Raw genomic sequence first — 14,411 nt, forward strand, 5'->3', positions numbered from 1 at the left:
AGGAAACCATGACCGCCGTAAGTGGCGATCCGCGGCCGGCCCGGTCACGGGCCCGCCTGCTCGACGCGGCAACGGCGCTGCTGCGTGCCGGCGGCCCGGGAGCGGTGACGATCGACGCCGTCACGCGCAAAGCCAACGTGGCGCGCGCGACCCTCTACCGCCACTTCCCGAGCTCGAACGACCTTGTCGCTGCGGCCTTCATGAGCCTCATCCCGCCACCGCCGATGCCGCCGGCCGAGGGCAGCCTGCGGGACCGTCTGCTCGCCGTCGTCGCGGAATGGGCCGGGTCGATCGCCGAAGCGCCCACGACCCTCACCGCGATGGCGTGGCTGTCATTGGGCCCCGACATCGGAGAGGTGCCCAGCGGGGGGACTGACGGCGTGCGCTCGCTGAGGGAACGGATCGCAGAGCAGTACTCCGCGCCGTTCGACGCCATCTTCGACGGTCCACAGGGGGCCGCCGAACTCGGGACCGTCGACCGCACGATGGCGTTCGCCCTGCTGATCGGGCCCCTCGCGTTCGGCCGCATCAGCACGCTCACCGAGTTCGACTACCGCGCGGTGGCGGTCGCCGCCGTCGACGGATTCCTCAAGTTCAGCGAAGCGAGTACCGAACCGGCAGGTGCTTGAGCCCGCCGACGAACGTCGTCGCCGCGAGTTCGGCCTCGCCCGCGAGCTCGATGGATTCCAGCCTCGGGATCAGCTCGGTGAACAGGCTGTTCATCTCCATACGCGCCAGCGCGGCGCCGAGGCAGAAATGCACGCCGTAGCCGAACGCCAAGTGCTTGTTGGGTTCCCGGCCGACGTCGAAGCGGAACGGCTCGTCGAAGATCTCTTCGTCGCGGTTGCCCGACACGTAGGCCAGGTAGACGGACTCGCCCTTGGCGATCGGCACGCCGCGGACCGTGGTGTCCTCGGCAGCGGTGCGCATGAATTCCTTGACGGGCGTCGTCCAGCGGATCATCTCTTCCACCGCCGTCGGCATCAGGTCCATGTTGTTGCGCAGCCGGTCCAGTTCGCCCGGGTTCTCGATGAGGGCGTGTAACCCTCCGGAGATCGCGTCCTTGGTGGTGTCGTGGCCGGCGCTGGCGACGATGACGTAGTAGGAGGCGGTGTCGATGTCGGACATCGGTTCGCCGTCGATGGTGCCGTTGGCGATCGCCGAGGCCAGGTCATCGGTGGGGGTTTCCCGCCGTGACGCCGTCAGCTGGGCGAAGTAGGTGAAGAAGTCCAGCAGCACCGCCATCTGCTCTTCGGGGCTGACGCCGCGCTTGTACTCGTCGTCGTCGCCGCCGAACATTTCCTGCGTCAGTGAGTGCATGCGGCCGTAGTCCTCTTCGGGCAGGCCGAGCAGGGACATGATGACGTACAGCGGGAACTGCACCGCGATGTCGGTGACGAAGTCACACTCGGGGCCGATGTCGCGCATCCGGTCGACGTAGCGCTTGGCAAGCTCGTCGACGCGAACTTTCAAGTCGCGCATGGCTTTCGGGCGGAACCAGTCGGCGCCGATGGCGCGTACCTTGCGGTGGTGGGGGTCGTCCATGTGGATCAGCGTGCGCAGGCCCACGCCTGCGTCGAGCTGTTCCTTCATGTAGTCGTCGGCCTGCGCGGTGGCCAGCAGCGAGCGCGGCGCCGACAGGAACAGGTCGTTGGCCCGCTCGATCGCCATGATGTCGGCGTGCTTGGTGATCGCCCAGAAGGGGCGGTACGGCTTGAGGTCCACCCACGCGACAGGCTCGTTGGCCCGCAGATGCGTCAACGCTGTGTGCAGCCGCGCGTCGTCGGCATACGCCGTCGGGTCGGCAAGCACCTTGGCGTGCTCATCCATGGTGGGTGTGGTCATGCCATCTCCTTCGGGGCTGTCAGGAAACTTGACGGGTGTCAACTCGCGCCAGTCTATGTGACGGCCGCCACTTTGCGAAAGGGGCCAGCGGGATCGTCGCCGTTAAGCTCGGGAGTTGTGCGCCTCATGTCCGCCTTGATGGCGCTTCTGCTTGTCGCCGGATGTGCCAGCGCGCGCGACGACGCCGCACCTCCGCCGGCGCCATCGGATCCGGCCGTCGTGCAGACGGCGGCGGGCGCCGTGCGCGGCACTGTCGCCGAGGATCATCGTCTGTTCGCCGGAATCCCTTATGCCGCACCACCTGTCGGCCCGCTGCGATGGAAGGATCCGGAGCCGGCGCCGGCATGGCAGGGGGAGCGCGACGCGACTGCCTTCGGCCCGCGCTGCATGCAGGACCTCAACGGCGACATCGAACTCGGGAGGCAGACCGACGAGGACTGCCTGAGCCTCAACGTGTGGACCCCGGCCGGCGAGTCTGACAAGCCCCGCCCGGTGATGGTGTGGATCCACGGCGGCTCCTTCGTCGCAGGCAGCGGCGGGATCTACGACTCGCGTCGGCTGGTCTCTCGTGGCGACATCGTCGTCGTCACCGTGAACTACCGGCTCGGGACACTCGGCTTCCTCGCCCATCCCGCGCTGGGGGCGCCCGGTGCGGTCGGAAACTACGGGCTGGCCGATCAGCAGGCGGCGCTGCGCTGGGTTCGGGACAACATCGGCGCGTTCGGCGGCGATCCCGCCAGGGTGACGATCGCGGGGGAGTCCGCGGGTGCGATGTCGGTGTGCGACCACCTGGTGGCGCCCGGATCGCAGGGACTGTTCGACGCCGCGATCATGATGAGCTCCCTGTGCCAGGCGCAGGTCGGCCTGCCCGTCGCGCAACAGCGCAGCCTCGACTACGCCGCGCAGGTAGGGTGCCCCGATCCGGCGACTGCGGGCGAGTGCCTGCGGGCGCTTCCCGCCAACCGGCTGCGCACCCCGATCTGGTACTACGACATCGGCGAAGACCAGCTCAGCGGGCCGGTGACCGGGACGGCTGCGCTGCCGACGGATCCTGTCGCCGCATTCGCCGAGGCCCGGGCCGCGCGGGTGCCGGTGCTGATGGGTACGACGCGTGATGAGTGGACGCTGTTCGTCGCGCTGCAGAAACTGCGGGGAGCCGGTGACTACACGGCCGGCAACTATCCGCGTCTGCTGGCGCAGACCTACGGCGCCGATGCCGCCGCGGTGGAGGGGCGCTATCCGTTGACCGGCTACCCGGACGTCGCGCTGGCCTACGCGGCCACCGTCACCGACGGGGTGCTGGCGTGCCCGGCGCAACGGTGGGCCGGGGACCTCTCTCGTGATGAGGACGTCTACTTCTACGAGTTCAACGACCGCGATGCCCCGGCACCCGAGCCGCTGCGGACGCTGCCGTTCCCGGTCGGTGCGAGTCATTCACTCGAGCTGCGCTACCTCTTCGACGTCGGCGGGGCACCGCCACCGGACGAAGCGCAGTTCGCGCTCGGTGACCGCATGATCGACTACTGGGCCTCGTTCGTGAAGACGGGCGAACCGGGCGGCGACTGGAAGAACCTGAGCGGCGGTGTCCTGTCCCTGCAGCCGGACGGTGACCGGATGGTCGACGAGTTCGGCCGCGAGCATCACTGCGATTTCTGGGACGGACTGCGCTAACCGACGCCAGCGTGGGCGTTATGTACGGTTGAGGGCGGTTTTGCGTACACAGGTCCCACGCTCGAGCCCCTCCACCAGGGATTTGGAGCAGGCGGGATCGTCAGGCATACTGTTCGGGTTGCCTTGAGCCGGTTTGGCCGGTTCGGGCATGCGACCGGCGCCCCTAGCGGGGCGCATCCGGTCCCCACCTCGATCGCGACAAATCTGCCGCGAATGAGTGTGCGTGCGGGCGACACACCCGACCGCGGGGGCCGGTGAACCACAGACAGGTAAACAGCGGCGGCACAGCCAGGCCCGAGTTCGAATCGGGCCCGTTAGTAGTGAAGGTAGGAGAAGCGTGGCGGGACAAAAGATCCGCATCAGGCTCAAGGCCTACGACCATGAGGCGATTGACGCCTCTGCGCGCAAGATCGTCGAGACGGTCACCCGTACGGGCGCCAGCGTGGTCGGCCCTGTGCCGCTGCCGACCGAGAAGAACGTGTATTGCGTCATCCGGTCCCCGCACAAGTACAAGGACTCGCGGGAGCACTTCGAGATGCGTACACACAAGCGGCTGATCGACATTCTCGACCCCACGCCGAAGACGGTTGACGCACTCATGCGCATCGATCTGCCGGCCAGCGTCGACGTCAACATCCAGTAGGAGATTCCAGAACCATGGCAAGAAAAGGCATTCTGGGTACCAAGCTGGGCATGACGCAGGTGTTCGACGAGAACAACAAAGTCGTCCCGGTGACGGTCGTCAAGGCCGGCCCGAACGTCGTGACGCTCATCCGCACCCAGGAGCGTGACGGTTACAGCGCCGTGCAACTCGCCTACGGCGAGATCAGCCCGCGCAAGGTGAACAAGCCCGTGACGGGCCAGTACGCGGCCGCCGGTGTCAACCCGCGCCGCCACCTCGCCGAGCTGCGTCTCGACGACGAGGCCGCCGCGGAGTACGAGGTCGGCCAGGAGCTGACGGCGGAGATCTTCGCCGACGGCGCCTACGTCGACGTGACCGGCACCAGCAAGGGCAAGGGCTTCGCGGGAACCATGAAGCGCCACGGCTTCAAGGGCCAGGGCGCCAGCCACGGTGCGCAGGCTGTGCACCGCCGGCCGGGCTCGATCGGTGGCTGCGCCACCCCGGGCCGCGTCTTCAAGGGCACGCGCATGTCGGGCCGCATGGGTAGCGACCGCGTCACGACCCAGAACCTGAAGGTGCACAAGGTCGACGCAGAGAACGGCGTGCTGTTGATCAAGGGCGCCATCCCCGGCCGCAACGGTGGTCTGGTAGTTGTCCGCACCGCAATCAAGCGAGGCGAGAAGTAATGGCTGACAAGAAAATTGACGTTCTGACGCCGGCAGGCAAGAAGGACGGAAACGTCACCCTGCCTGCTGCACTTTTTGATGTCGAACCCAACATCGCGCTGATGCATCAGGTCGTCAACGCGCAGCTGGCCGCCAAGCGCCAGGGCACCCACGCGACCAAGACGCGTGGCGAGGTCTCCGGCGGTGGCAAGAAGCCGTACCGGCAGAAGGGCACCGGCCGCGCCCGTCAGGGTTCGACCCGTGCACCGCAGTTCACCGGTGGCGGCGTCGTCCACGGCCCGCAGCCGCGCGACTACAGCGAGCGGACCCCGAAGAAGATGATCCGCGCTGCACTGCGCGGAGCGCTCTCGGACCGGGCACGCAACGACCGGATTCACGCGATCACCGAGATCGTCGAGGGTCAGACCCCGTCGACCAAGAGCGCGAAGGCGTTCCTGGCGACGCTGACCGAGCGCAATCGAGTCCTGGTGGTCATCGGTCGCGCCGACGAGACCAGCACGCTGAGCGTGCGCAATCTGCCTGGCGTGCATGTCATCTCGCCGGACCAGTTGAACACCTACGACGTGCTCAAGGCCGACGACGTGGTGTTCAGCGTCGAGGCGCTCAACGCGTTCATCGCAGCGAATACGAAGACTGAGGAGGTGTCGGCCTGATGGCAAACGTGACCGATCCCCGCGACATCATCCTGTCCCCGGTGATCTCCGAGAAGTCCTACGGACTCATCGAGGACAACGTCTACACGTTCATCGTTCACCCCGACTCGAACAAGACCCAGATCAAGATCGCGATCGAGAAGATCTTCAAGGTCAAGGTCGATTCGGTGAACACGGCCAATCGACAGGGCAAGCGCAAGCGGACCCGCGCCGGCTACGGCCAGCGCAAGTCCACCAAGCGCGCCATCGTCACGCTGGCCGCGGGAAGCAAGCCCATCGATCTGTTCGGAGCGCCGGCGTAGTCCGGCAGGGAGATTTAGAAGATGGCTATTCGCAAGTACAAGCCGACGACCCCGGGCCGTCGCGGTTCGAGCGTCTCCGACTTCGCCGAGATCACGCGTGATCATCCGGAGAAGTCGCTGATCCGTCCGCTGCACGGCAAGGGCGGGCGTAACGCCCACGGCCGCATCACCACCCGCCACAAGGGTGGTGGCCACAAGCGCGCCTACCGCGTCATCGACTTCCGTCGCCACGACAAGGACGGCGTCAACGCCAAGGTCGCGCACATCGAGTACGACCCCAACCGCACCGCGAACATCGCGCTGCTGCACTACCTGGACGGCGAGAAGCGCTACATCATCGCGCCGCAGGGACTCAAGCAGGGCGCGGTCGTCGAGTCGGGCGCCAACGCCGACATCAAGCCGGGCAACAACCTGCCGCTGCGCAACATCCCCGCGGGCACGCTGATCCACGCTGTGGAGCTGCGTCCCGGTGGTGGCGCGAAGATGGCGCGTTCGGCCGGTGCGTCGATCCAGCTGCTGGGCAAGGAAGGCACCTACGCCTCCCTGCGTATGCCCAGCGGTGAGATCCGCCGCGTCGACGTGCGCTGCCGCGCCACCGTCGGCGAGGTCGGCAACGCCGAGCAGGCCAACATCAACTGGGGCAAGGCCGGCCGTATGCGGTGGAAGGGCAAGCGCCCCACCGTCCGTGGTGTCGTCATGAACCCGGTCGACCACCCGCACGGCGGTGGTGAGGGTAAAACCTCCGGTGGCCGCCACCCCGTCAGCCCGTGGGGTAAGCCCGAGGGCCGCACTCGCAAGCCCAACAAGGCCAGCGACAAGCTCATCGTCCGTCGCCGGCGCACCGGCAAGAATAAGCGGTAGGAGTAGCCAGCGATGCCACGCAGCCTGAAGAAGGGCCCGTTCGTCGACGACCATCTGCTCAAGAAGGTCGACGTCCAGAACGAGAAGAACACCAAGCAGGTCATCAAGACCTGGTCCCGTCGGTCCACCATCATCCCGGACTTCATCGGTCACACCTTCGCCGTCCACGACGGTCGCAAGCACGTGCCGGTGTTCGTCACCGAGGCGATGGTCGGGCACAAGCTGGGCGAGTTCGCCCCCACCCGCACCTTCAAGGGTCATATCAAGGATGACCGGAAGGCCAAGAGGCGCTAATGACTACAGCGATTGAATATCCGTCTGCGACCGCGGTTGCCCGCCACATCGGCATCTCGGCAACCAAGGCGCGTCGCGTCATCGACCTGGTCCGCGGCAAGAGTGTCGAGGATGCCCTCGACATCCTGCGGTGGGCTCCGCAGCAGGCCAGCGACCCGGTCGCCAAGGTGATCGCCAGCGCTGCCGCCAACGCGCAGAACAACGAGGGCCTCGACCCGACCACCCTGGTGGTCGCGACGATCATGGCCGACGAGGGGCCGACCGCCAAGCGCATCCGTCCCCGCGCGCAGGGTCGCGCCTACCGGATCCGCAAGCGCACGAGCCACATCACGGTGATCGTCGAAAGCCGACCCCCCAAGAAGGGCGGGCAGCAGGGTTCCGCCGGTAATGCCCGCGCGCGCCGTGCCCAGGGCAGTAAGGCCGCCAGCAAGAAGGAGGGCTCGGAGTAGTGGGCCAGAAGATCAATCCCCACGGCTTCCGTCTCGGTATCACCACCGACTGGAAGTCCCGCTGGTATGCCGACAAGCAGTACGCGGACTACATCAAGGAAGATGTCGCGATCCGCAAGCTCCTGGCCACCGGCCTTGAGCGCGCCGGCATCGCCGACGTGGAGATCGAGCGCACCCGTGACCGCGTCCGTGTGGACATCCACACCGCGCGCCCGGGCATCGTGATCGGTCGCCGCGGCACCGAGGCCGACCGCATCCGCGCCGACCTGGAGAAGCTGACCAAGAAGCAGGTTCAGCTGAACATCCTCGAGGTGAAGAACCCCGAGAGCCAGGCGCAGCTTGTCGCGCAGGGTGTCGCCGAGCAGCTGAGCAACCGTGTGGCGTTCCGCCGCGCGATGCGCAAGGCGATCCAGTCGGCGATGCGCCAGCCCAACGTCAAGGGCATCCGGGTGCAGTGCTCGGGCCGCCTCGGCGGTGCTGAGATGAGCCGCTCGGAGTTCTACCGCGAAGGTCGCGTCCCGCTGCACACGCTGCGCGCGGACATTGACTACGGCCTCTACGAGGCGAAAACCACCTTCGGCCGGATCGGCGTGAAGGTCTGGATCTACAAGGGCGACATCGTCGGTGGCAAGCGCGAGCTCGCCGCCGCCGCTCCCGCCGGTGCGGACCGTCCGCGTCGCGAGCGTCCGTCGGGCACCCGTCCCCGCCGCAGCGGCGCGTCGGGTACCACCGCGACGAGCACCGACGCAGGCCGGGCCGCCACCGAAGGTGCGGCTGAAGCGCCCGCAACCGAAGCCGCCACCACTGCACCTTCTGCAGGGCAGCCGGAAACTACGGAGAGCTAGTCATGCTGATTCCCCGCAAGGTCAAGCACCGCAAGCAGCACCACCCCCGCCAGCGCGGCATCGCCAGCGGTGGCACGTCGGTGAGCTTCGGCGACTACGGCATCCAGGCCCTGGGCCATGCCTACGTCACCAACCGGCAGATCGAGTCCGCTCGTATCGCCATCAACCGGCACATCAAGCGTGGCGGCAAGGTCTGGATCAACATCTTCCCGGACCGCCCGCTGACCAAGAAGCCCGCCGAGACCCGCATGGGTTCCGGTAAGGGTTCGCCGGAATGGTGGGTGTCCAACGTCAAGCCGGGCCGGATCCTGTTCGAGCTGAGCTACCCGGACGAGAAGGTCGCCAGGGAAGCCCTGACCCGCGCCATCCACAAGCTGCCGATCAAGGCACGCATCGTCACGAGAGAGGAGCAGTTCTGATGGCAGTTGGAGTTTCGACCGGCGAACTGCGCGAGCTCAGCGACGACGAACTGACCGACAAGCTCCGCGAGTCGAAGGAAGAGCTGTTCAACCTGCGCTTCCAGATGGCGACCGGTCAGCTTGCCAACAACCGCCGGCTGCGCACGGTCCGGCAGGAGATTGCACGCGTCTACACCGTGCTGCGCGAACGTGAGTTGGGTCTGGCCGCCGGACCCGGAGGTGAGGATTCGTAATGGCAGACACTCAAGCTGGGTCGAAGGGCCCGGCGCACACCCCTCGTACCGAAGAGAACCGCGGTCGTCGCAAGACGGCCATCGGTTACGTCGTGTCGGACAAGATGCAGAAGACGATCGTGGTCGAACTCGAATCACGTAAGTCGCATCCCTTGTACGGCAAGATCATTCGCACCACGACGAAGGTCAAGGCCCACGATGAGAACGAGGACGCCGGCATTGGCGATCGCGTGTCGTTGATGGAGACCCGGCCGACGTCGGCCACGAAGCGCTGGCGCCTCGTCGAGGTTCTCGAGCGGGCGAAGTAAGACTTTTACCGTAGGAAAATCCCCGTACGCCATTCGGCTGCGGGGGTTTTCTGGTTTCCGAGCGCAATCCGGTTGCGGTGCGCCAATTGGCTTCTTCAGGGCTTATCGACCTCAGCGGGTGTAATCTCCGGGCGTGGCCACGGAATTCAAGGGCAAGATCGAACTCGACATCCGCGATTCCGAACCGGACTGGGGGCCTTTCGCTGCTCCGACGGCGCAACCCGATGCGCCGAACGTCCTCTACCTGGTGTGGGACGACATCGGGATCGCCACCTGGGACTGCTTCGGCGGCTTGGTGGACATGCCCGCGATGAGCCGCATCTCCGAACGAGGAGTGCGACTTTCGCAGTTCCACACCACCGCGCTGTGCTCGCCCACCCGGGCGTCATTGCTGACGGGCCGCAATCCCACGACCGTCGGCATGGCGACGGTCGAAGAGTTCACCGACGGTTTCCCCAACTGCAACGGCCGAATTCCGTTCGACACCGCGCTGCTGCCAGAGGTGCTGGCCGAAAACGGCTACAACACGTACTGCGTCGGAAAGTGGCACCTTACGCCACTGGAGGAGTCGAACCTCGCGTCGACCAAACGGCATTGGCCGCTCGGGCGCGGCTTCGAGCGTTTCTACGGCTTCATGGGCGGCGAAACCGACCAGTGGTATCCCGATCTCATGTACGACAACCACCCCGTCACTCCGCCGGCCACGCCGGAGGAGGGGTATCACCTGTCAAAGGACCTCGCCGACAAGACGATCGAGTTCATCCGCGACGCCAAGGTGATCGCCCCCGACAAGCCGTGGTTCTCCTACCTGTGCCCCGGTGCCGGTCACGCACCGCACCACGTCTTCAAGGAGTGGGCGGACCGCTACGCCGGCCGCTTCGACATGGGTTACGAGGCCTACCGCGAGATCGTGCTGGAGAACCAGAAGCGGATGGGCATCGTGCCTACCGACACCGAGCTGTCGCCGGTGAACCCCTACCTGGATGTCAAGGGGCCCAACGGGGAAGACTGGCCACTGCAGGACACCGTTCGCCCCTGGGATTCGCTGTCTGAGGACGAGAAGCGGCTTTTCGCGCGGATGGCCGAGGTGTTCGCGGGCTTCCTGTCCTACACCGACGCCCAGATCGGGCGTGTGCTCGACTATCTGGAGGAGTCGGGCCAACTCGACAACACCATCATCGTTGTCATCTCGGACAACGGTGCCAGTGGCGAGGGCGGGCCGAACGGTTCGACTAACGAGGTCAAGTTCTTCAACGGCTACATCGACTCGGCCGAGGAGAGCCTCAAGGTCTTCGACGAACTCGGTGGCACCACCACCTACAACCATTACCCGATCGGGTGGGCGATGGCGTTCAACACCCCGTACAAGTTGTTCAAGCGCTACGCATCCCACGAGGGTGGTATCGCCGACACCGCAATCATCTCGTGGCCCAACGGGATTGCCGCCCACGGTGAGGTCCGCGACATCTACGTCAACGTCGCCGACATCACCCCGACGGTCTATGACCTGCTGGACATCACCCCGCCCCTGACGGTGCGCGGGGTGTCGCAGAAGCCGCTCGACGGTGTGAGTTTCAAAGTGGCACTGGAGAATCCGACCGCGCCCACCGGAAAGGAGACCCAGTTCTACACCATGCTGGGTACCCGTGGGATCTGGCACAAGGGCTGGTTCGCCAACGCCCTGCACGCGGCGTCACCGGCCGGCTGGTCACACTTCGACGACGACCGCTGGGAACTGTTCCACATCGAAGCCGACCGGAGTCAGTGCCACGACCTGGCCGCCGAGCACCCGGACAAGCTCGAGGAACTCAAGGCGCTGTGGTTCAGCGAAGCCGACAAGTACAACGGACTTCCGTTGGGCGACCTCAACGTTCTGGAGACGATGTCGCGGTGGCGGCCATACCTGGCCGGGGAGCGTGAGTCCTACGTGTATTACCCGGGAACGGCCGATGTCGGTATGGGCGCGGTCGTGGAGTTGAAGGGCCGGACGTTCGCGGTGCTGGCCGAAGTCACGATCGACGACGCCGGCGCCAGTGGTGTCATCGTGAAACATGGTGCTGCGCACGGCGGTTACGTGATGTACCTGCAAGGCGGCCAATTGTGCTTCGTGTACAACTTCCTCGGCGAGTACGAGCAGTTCCTGTCGTCGCCGAATCCTGTCGAACCGGGCACGCACACACTCGGTTTCACGTACACCCGCACCGGCACCGCCGAGGGAAGTCACACCCCGGTCGGTGATGCCGCGCTGTACGTCGACACCGAGATCGTGTCCACCCTCGCCGAAATGCGTTCCCACCCAGGAACTTTCGGCCTCGCAGGGGCAACCCTGAGCGTGGGGCGCAACACCGGGTCGGCAGTGTCCCGCGGTTTCCGGGCACCGTTCCCGTTCACCGGCGGCACCATCGCGCGGGTAAACGTCGACGTGTCCGGCACTCCGTACGCCGATCTGGAACGGGACTTCGCCCGAGCGTTCGCGAGGGACTGACCGTCGTGGGGCGCCTCGTTGCCGCGGCAACACTGGTGTGTGTGGCGCTGGCCCTGCCGGCGTGCACGCAGACCAGCGACGGGGTGCCCGCGGCAGCGGAGCAGTCGAGCGCGACGAACCCGACGAGCGCGACGAGCGTGACGAGCGCGCCCGCGGGGGCGCCGTGTGCGCCCGCAGCGCTACCGCCGGTGCGCGTGACCGCCGAGATACCCGAACCGGGTGCACCGAAGGCCGTCGTCGGGGTGCCCGACGGCTGGTCGATGACCGCGGCACCGGGCGGCGCCCGCCTGGAGGGACCGGACGGGATGTGGGCGACGGTGACGATCGCACCGTCGTCACCGGACGCCGAGGAAGCCTTCCGCACCTACACCGACGACATGACCGCGGAGACGGACATCAGCACCGTCAGCGTGCTGCCGGGGGAGTTGTGCGGCTACCCTGGGCAGAAGCTCATGGGGGTCCTGACCGGCACAGATACCCCAGGATCGGTGCAGTACGAAGCCCGGATCGTGCACGTCACGGCGGCCGGGCAGGCTTATCTGATCGCGGTGTACGTCGAGGCGCCTGGTGAGACGCCGGGATTCGACGCCGCGGCGACGGTGGTGACCGGCGACTTCGAGATCAGCCTGCCCTGACCTGCGATTTGGAGCATTCCCCGAGCTCACCTACTATGTAGGGGTTGCCTAGAGCAGACCTCGGTTATCTCGTCTTGAGAAAACCCTGCGTGCTCTTTGGGTGACAAAGACCGCGCACGTCCAGGTCGGTATCTGGCGTGCAAACAAACCCAGGTCGAGGAGATCTAGTGATTCAGCAAGAATCGCGGCTCAAGGTCGCCGACAACACGGGTGCCAAGGAGATCTTGTGCATCCGCGTTCTCGGCGGCTCGTCGCGGCGCTACGCCGGCATCGGTGATGTCATCGTGGCGACCGTCAAGGACGCCATTCCCGGCGGCAACGTCAAGCGCGGCGACGTCGTCAAGGCCGTCATCGTGCGCACCGTCAAGGAGCGCCGCCGCGCCGACGGCAGCTACATCAAGTTCGACGAGAACGCCGCCGTCATCATCAAGAACGACAACGATCCGCGTGGCACCCGCATCTTCGGGCCGGTCGGCCGCGAGCTGCGCGAGAAGAAGTTCATGAAGATCGTCTCGCTCGCCCCGGAGGTGTTGTAGATGAAGGTCCGCAAGGGCGACACGGTGCTCGTCATCTCGGGCAAGGACAAGGGCGCCAAGGGCAAGGTCCTCGTGGCCTACCCCGACCGCGACAAGATCCTGGTCGAAGGCGTCAACCGCATCAAGAAGCACACCCCCGAGTCGCGCACCGAGCGCGGTGCGGCATCGGGCGGCATCGTCACGCAGGAAGCGCCGATCCCGGTGTCGAACGTGATGCTGCTCGACTCGGACGGCAAGCCGACCCGCGTCGGGTTCCGCGTCGACGATGAGACCGGCAAGAAGGTCCGCATCGCCAAGACCAACGGCAAGGACATCGTCTAATGACCACCACTGAAAAGACCCTCCCTCGCCTGAAGCAGCGCTACCGCGAAGAGATCCGCGAGTCGCTGCTCAAGGAATTCGGCTACGCGAACGTGATGCAGATCCCCGGCGTCACCAAGGTCGTCGTCAACATGGGCGTCGGCGACGCCGCCCGCGACGCCAAGCTGATCAACGGCGCAGTCAACGACCTGGCGCTGATTACCGGCCAGAAGCCGGAGATCCGCAAGGCCCGCAAGTCCATCGCGCAGTTCAAGCTTCGCGAAGGAATGCCCATCGGTGCCCGCGTCACGTTGCGCGGCGACCGCATGTGGGAGTTCCTGGACCGCCTGATCTCGATCTCGCTGCCCCGTATCCGCGACTTCCGCGGCCTGAGCGCCAAGCAGTTCGACGGCACCGGCAACTACACGTTCGGTCTGACCGAGCAGTCGGTGTTCCACGAGATCGACGTGGACAGCATCGATCGCCCCCGTGGCATGGACATCACCGTCGTCACCTCGGCGACGAACGACGACGAGGGACGTGCGCTGCTGCGGGCGCTCGGCTTCCCGTTCAAGGAGAACTGAGCACATGGCAAAGAAGGCTCTGGTCAACAAGGCCAACAAGAAGCCCAAGTTCAAGGTGCGGGGCTACACGCGCTGCAACCGTTGCGGTCGCCCGCACGCGGTGTACCGCAAGTTCGGCCTGTGCCGCATCTGCCTTCGCGAGATGGCACACGCGGGCGAACTGCCCGGCGTCCAGAAGTCCAGCTGGTAACCCCAGAACCAACGAAAAATGTTGCGGTAGGCCACCCTTGAAGACACGGGTAGGAACCGCCGCGAGAAAGGTGAGCCGGCTGTCATGACCATGACGGATCCGATCGCAGACTTCTTGACACGTCTGCGCAACGCCAATTCGGCGTACCACGACGAAGTGACCTTGCCGCACAGCAAGATCAAGGCCAACATCGCCGAGATCCTGAAGTCCGAGGGTTACATCTCCGACTACCACACCGAGGATGCCCGCGTGGGCAAGTCTCTTGTGGTGCAGCTCAAGTACGGCCCGAGCCGCGAGCGAAGCATCGCCGGCCTGCGCCGCGTGAGCAAGCCCGGTCTGCGGGTCTACGCGAAGTCCACCAACCTGCCGCGCGTGCTCGGCGGGCTCGGTGTGGCCATCATTTCCACGTCGTCCGGTTTGAGGACCGACCGCCAGGCTTCCCGCGAGGGTGTCGGCGGCGAGGTTCTCGCTTACGTGTGGTGAGGGAGGGTTA

General features: G+C 66.0%; 21 protein-coding genes. 20 read left to right on the forward strand and 1 reads right to left on the reverse strand.

Features of this window, described 5'->3' with window-relative positions; genetic code table 11:
* Positions 1–8: 8 nt before the first annotated feature.
* On the forward strand, positions 9–629 hold the full coding sequence (locus P9A17_RS04930) for a TetR/AcrR family transcriptional regulator (protein ID WP_278037473.1): 621 nt from the start codon (positions 9–11) through the stop codon (positions 627–629).
* Here P9A17_RS04930 and P9A17_RS04935 read toward each other — a convergent pair.
* On the reverse strand, positions 595–1,845 hold the full coding sequence (locus P9A17_RS04935; RefSeq protein ID WP_278037474.1) for a cytochrome P450: 1,251 nt from the start codon (positions 1,843–1,845) through the stop codon (positions 595–597). The genes P9A17_RS04930 and P9A17_RS04935 overlap by 35 nt on opposite strands.
* 126 nt (positions 1,846–1,971) lie before the next feature.
* On the opposite strand from P9A17_RS04935, the gene P9A17_RS04940 reads away from it, so the two are divergent.
* The 19 genes from P9A17_RS04940 (at position 1,972) to rpsH (ending at position 14,401) form a co-directional block, all read left to right on the forward strand.
* Positions 1,972–3,516, forward strand: a complete 1,545-nt coding sequence (locus P9A17_RS04940) for a carboxylesterase family protein (RefSeq protein ID WP_278037475.1) — start codon at positions 1,972–1,974, stop codon at positions 3,514–3,516.
* A 337-nt stretch (positions 3,517–3,853) separates the two neighbouring features.
* Positions 3,854–4,159, forward strand: a complete 306-nt coding sequence (rpsJ, locus tag P9A17_RS04945; protein ID WP_003883485.1) for a 30S ribosomal protein S10 — start codon at positions 3,854–3,856, stop codon at positions 4,157–4,159.
* Between the two features lie 14 nt (positions 4,160–4,173).
* Complete coding sequence (gene rplC / locus P9A17_RS04950; RefSeq protein WP_278037476.1) at positions 4,174–4,824, forward strand: 50S ribosomal protein L3; 651 nt, start codon at positions 4,174–4,176, stop codon at positions 4,822–4,824.
* A complete protein-coding gene (rplD, locus tag P9A17_RS04955) occupies positions 4,824–5,477 on the forward strand; it encodes a 50S ribosomal protein L4 (RefSeq protein ID WP_278037477.1) in 654 nt (217 codons plus the stop codon). The genes rplC and rplD overlap by 1 nt, the downstream gene beginning before the upstream one ends.
* The gene (gene rplW, locus P9A17_RS04960) at positions 5,477–5,779 is read left to right on the forward strand and encodes a 50S ribosomal protein L23 (RefSeq protein WP_278037478.1); all 303 of its coding nucleotides are present in this window, start codon (positions 5,477–5,479) and stop codon (positions 5,777–5,779) included. Before rplD ends, rplW begins: the two co-directional genes overlap by 1 nt.
* 21 nt (positions 5,780–5,800) lie before the next feature.
* Positions 5,801–6,640: a 50S ribosomal protein L2 gene (rplB, locus tag P9A17_RS04965; RefSeq protein WP_278037479.1), complete on the forward strand. Its 840-nt coding sequence runs from the start codon at positions 5,801–5,803 to the stop codon at positions 6,638–6,640.
* Between the two features lie 12 nt (positions 6,641–6,652).
* Positions 6,653–6,934, forward strand: a complete 282-nt coding sequence (gene rpsS, locus P9A17_RS04970; RefSeq protein WP_010908582.1) for a 30S ribosomal protein S19 — start codon at positions 6,653–6,655, stop codon at positions 6,932–6,934.
* Positions 6,934–7,383, forward strand: coding sequence for a 50S ribosomal protein L22 (rplV, locus tag P9A17_RS04975; protein WP_278037480.1), 450 nt, complete (start codon positions 6,934–6,936; stop codon positions 7,381–7,383). The genes rpsS and rplV overlap by 1 nt, the downstream gene beginning before the upstream one ends.
* Positions 7,383–8,228: a 30S ribosomal protein S3 gene (gene rpsC, locus P9A17_RS04980; RefSeq protein ID WP_278037481.1), complete on the forward strand. Its 846-nt coding sequence runs from the start codon at positions 7,383–7,385 to the stop codon at positions 8,226–8,228. Before rplV ends, rpsC begins: the two co-directional genes overlap by 1 nt.
* A 2-nt stretch (positions 8,229–8,230) precedes the next feature.
* Positions 8,231–8,647 (forward strand): 50S ribosomal protein L16, encoded by a 417-nt coding sequence (rplP, locus tag P9A17_RS04985; protein WP_278037482.1) that lies wholly within the window; start codon positions 8,231–8,233, stop codon positions 8,645–8,647.
* Positions 8,647–8,880: a 50S ribosomal protein L29 gene (rpmC, locus tag P9A17_RS04990; RefSeq protein WP_278037483.1), complete on the forward strand. Its 234-nt coding sequence runs from the start codon at positions 8,647–8,649 to the stop codon at positions 8,878–8,880. The genes rplP and rpmC overlap by 1 nt, the downstream gene beginning before the upstream one ends.
* Complete coding sequence (rpsQ, locus tag P9A17_RS04995) at positions 8,880–9,188, forward strand: 30S ribosomal protein S17 (protein WP_278037484.1); 309 nt, start codon at positions 8,880–8,882, stop codon at positions 9,186–9,188. The genes rpmC and rpsQ overlap by 1 nt, the downstream gene beginning before the upstream one ends.
* Positions 9,189–9,321: 133 nt before the next feature.
* Positions 9,322–11,673: an arylsulfatase gene (locus P9A17_RS05000; RefSeq protein ID WP_278037485.1), complete on the forward strand. Its 2,352-nt coding sequence runs from the start codon at positions 9,322–9,324 to the stop codon at positions 11,671–11,673.
* 5 nt (positions 11,674–11,678) lie between these two features.
* Positions 11,679–12,308: a hypothetical protein gene (locus P9A17_RS05005; protein WP_278037486.1), complete on the forward strand. Its 630-nt coding sequence runs from the start codon at positions 11,679–11,681 to the stop codon at positions 12,306–12,308.
* A 167-nt stretch (positions 12,309–12,475) separates the two neighbouring features.
* Positions 12,476–12,844 (forward strand): 50S ribosomal protein L14, encoded by a 369-nt coding sequence (rplN, locus tag P9A17_RS05010; RefSeq protein WP_108053304.1) that lies wholly within the window; start codon positions 12,476–12,478, stop codon positions 12,842–12,844.
* Positions 12,845–13,165 carry a 50S ribosomal protein L24 gene (gene rplX / locus P9A17_RS05015; RefSeq protein WP_278037487.1) on the forward strand — a complete coding sequence of 107 codons (321 nt, stop codon included), beginning with the start codon at positions 12,845–12,847 and terminating at the stop codon, positions 13,163–13,165.
* Entirely contained in the window at positions 13,165–13,728 is a 564-nt protein-coding gene (gene rplE / locus P9A17_RS05020) for a 50S ribosomal protein L5 (protein WP_278037488.1), read from the forward strand. The genes rplX and rplE overlap by 1 nt, the downstream gene beginning before the upstream one ends.
* Positions 13,729–13,732: 4 nt before the next feature.
* Positions 13,733–13,918, forward strand: coding sequence for a type Z 30S ribosomal protein S14 (locus tag P9A17_RS05025; protein ID WP_006245130.1), 186 nt, complete (start codon positions 13,733–13,735; stop codon positions 13,916–13,918).
* Between the two features lie 84 nt (positions 13,919–14,002).
* Positions 14,003–14,401 carry a 30S ribosomal protein S8 gene (gene rpsH, locus P9A17_RS05030; RefSeq protein WP_278037489.1) on the forward strand — a complete coding sequence of 133 codons (399 nt, stop codon included), beginning with the start codon at positions 14,003–14,005 and terminating at the stop codon, positions 14,399–14,401.
* Positions 14,402–14,411: the final 10 nt, after the last annotated feature.

Source organism: Mycobacterium sp. 236(2023), assembly GCF_029623955.1.
Lineage (GTDB): Bacteria > Actinomycetota > Actinomycetes > Mycobacteriales > Mycobacteriaceae > Mycobacterium.

Excerpts from the sequence above, each read along its gene's own strand:
- P9A17_RS04930 (WP_278037473.1), top strand. The coding sequence starts at position 9 with ATGACCGCCGTAAGTGGCGATCCGCGGCCGGCCCGGTCACGGGCCCGC.
- P9A17_RS04940 (WP_278037475.1), top strand. The coding sequence starts at position 1,972 with ATGTCCGCCTTGATGGCGCTTCTGCTTGTCGCCGGATGTGCCAGCGCG.
- rpsQ (WP_278037484.1), top strand. The coding sequence starts at position 8,880 with ATGGCAGACACTCAAGCTGGGTCGAAGGGCCCGGCGCACACCCCTCGT.
- rplC (WP_278037476.1), top strand. The coding sequence starts at position 4,174 with ATGGCAAGAAAAGGCATTCTGGGTACCAAGCTGGGCATGACGCAGGTG.
- rplB (WP_278037479.1), top strand. The coding sequence starts at position 5,801 with ATGGCTATTCGCAAGTACAAGCCGACGACCCCGGGCCGTCGCGGTTCG.
- rpmC (WP_278037483.1), top strand. The coding sequence starts at position 8,647 with ATGGCAGTTGGAGTTTCGACCGGCGAACTGCGCGAGCTCAGCGACGAC.
- rpsH (WP_278037489.1), top strand. The coding sequence starts at position 14,003 with ATGACCATGACGGATCCGATCGCAGACTTCTTGACACGTCTGCGCAAC.
- rplW (WP_278037478.1), top strand. The coding sequence starts at position 5,477 with ATGGCAAACGTGACCGATCCCCGCGACATCATCCTGTCCCCGGTGATC.
- P9A17_RS05025 (WP_006245130.1), top strand. The coding sequence starts at position 13,733 with ATGGCAAAGAAGGCTCTGGTCAACAAGGCCAACAAGAAGCCCAAGTTC.
- rplX (WP_278037487.1), top strand. The coding sequence starts at position 12,845 with ATGAAGGTCCGCAAGGGCGACACGGTGCTCGTCATCTCGGGCAAGGAC.
- rplP (WP_278037482.1), top strand. The coding sequence starts at position 8,231 with ATGCTGATTCCCCGCAAGGTCAAGCACCGCAAGCAGCACCACCCCCGC.
- rplE (WP_278037488.1), top strand. The coding sequence starts at position 13,165 with ATGACCACCACTGAAAAGACCCTCCCTCGCCTGAAGCAGCGCTACCGC.
- rplV (WP_278037480.1), top strand. The coding sequence starts at position 6,934 with ATGACTACAGCGATTGAATATCCGTCTGCGACCGCGGTTGCCCGCCAC.
- rplD (WP_278037477.1), top strand. The coding sequence starts at position 4,824 with ATGGCTGACAAGAAAATTGACGTTCTGACGCCGGCAGGCAAGAAGGAC.
- rpsS (WP_010908582.1), top strand. The coding sequence starts at position 6,653 with ATGCCACGCAGCCTGAAGAAGGGCCCGTTCGTCGACGACCATCTGCTC.
- P9A17_RS04935 (WP_278037474.1), bottom strand. The coding sequence starts at position 1,845 with ATGACCACACCCACCATGGATGAGCACGCCAAGGTGCTTGCCGACCCG.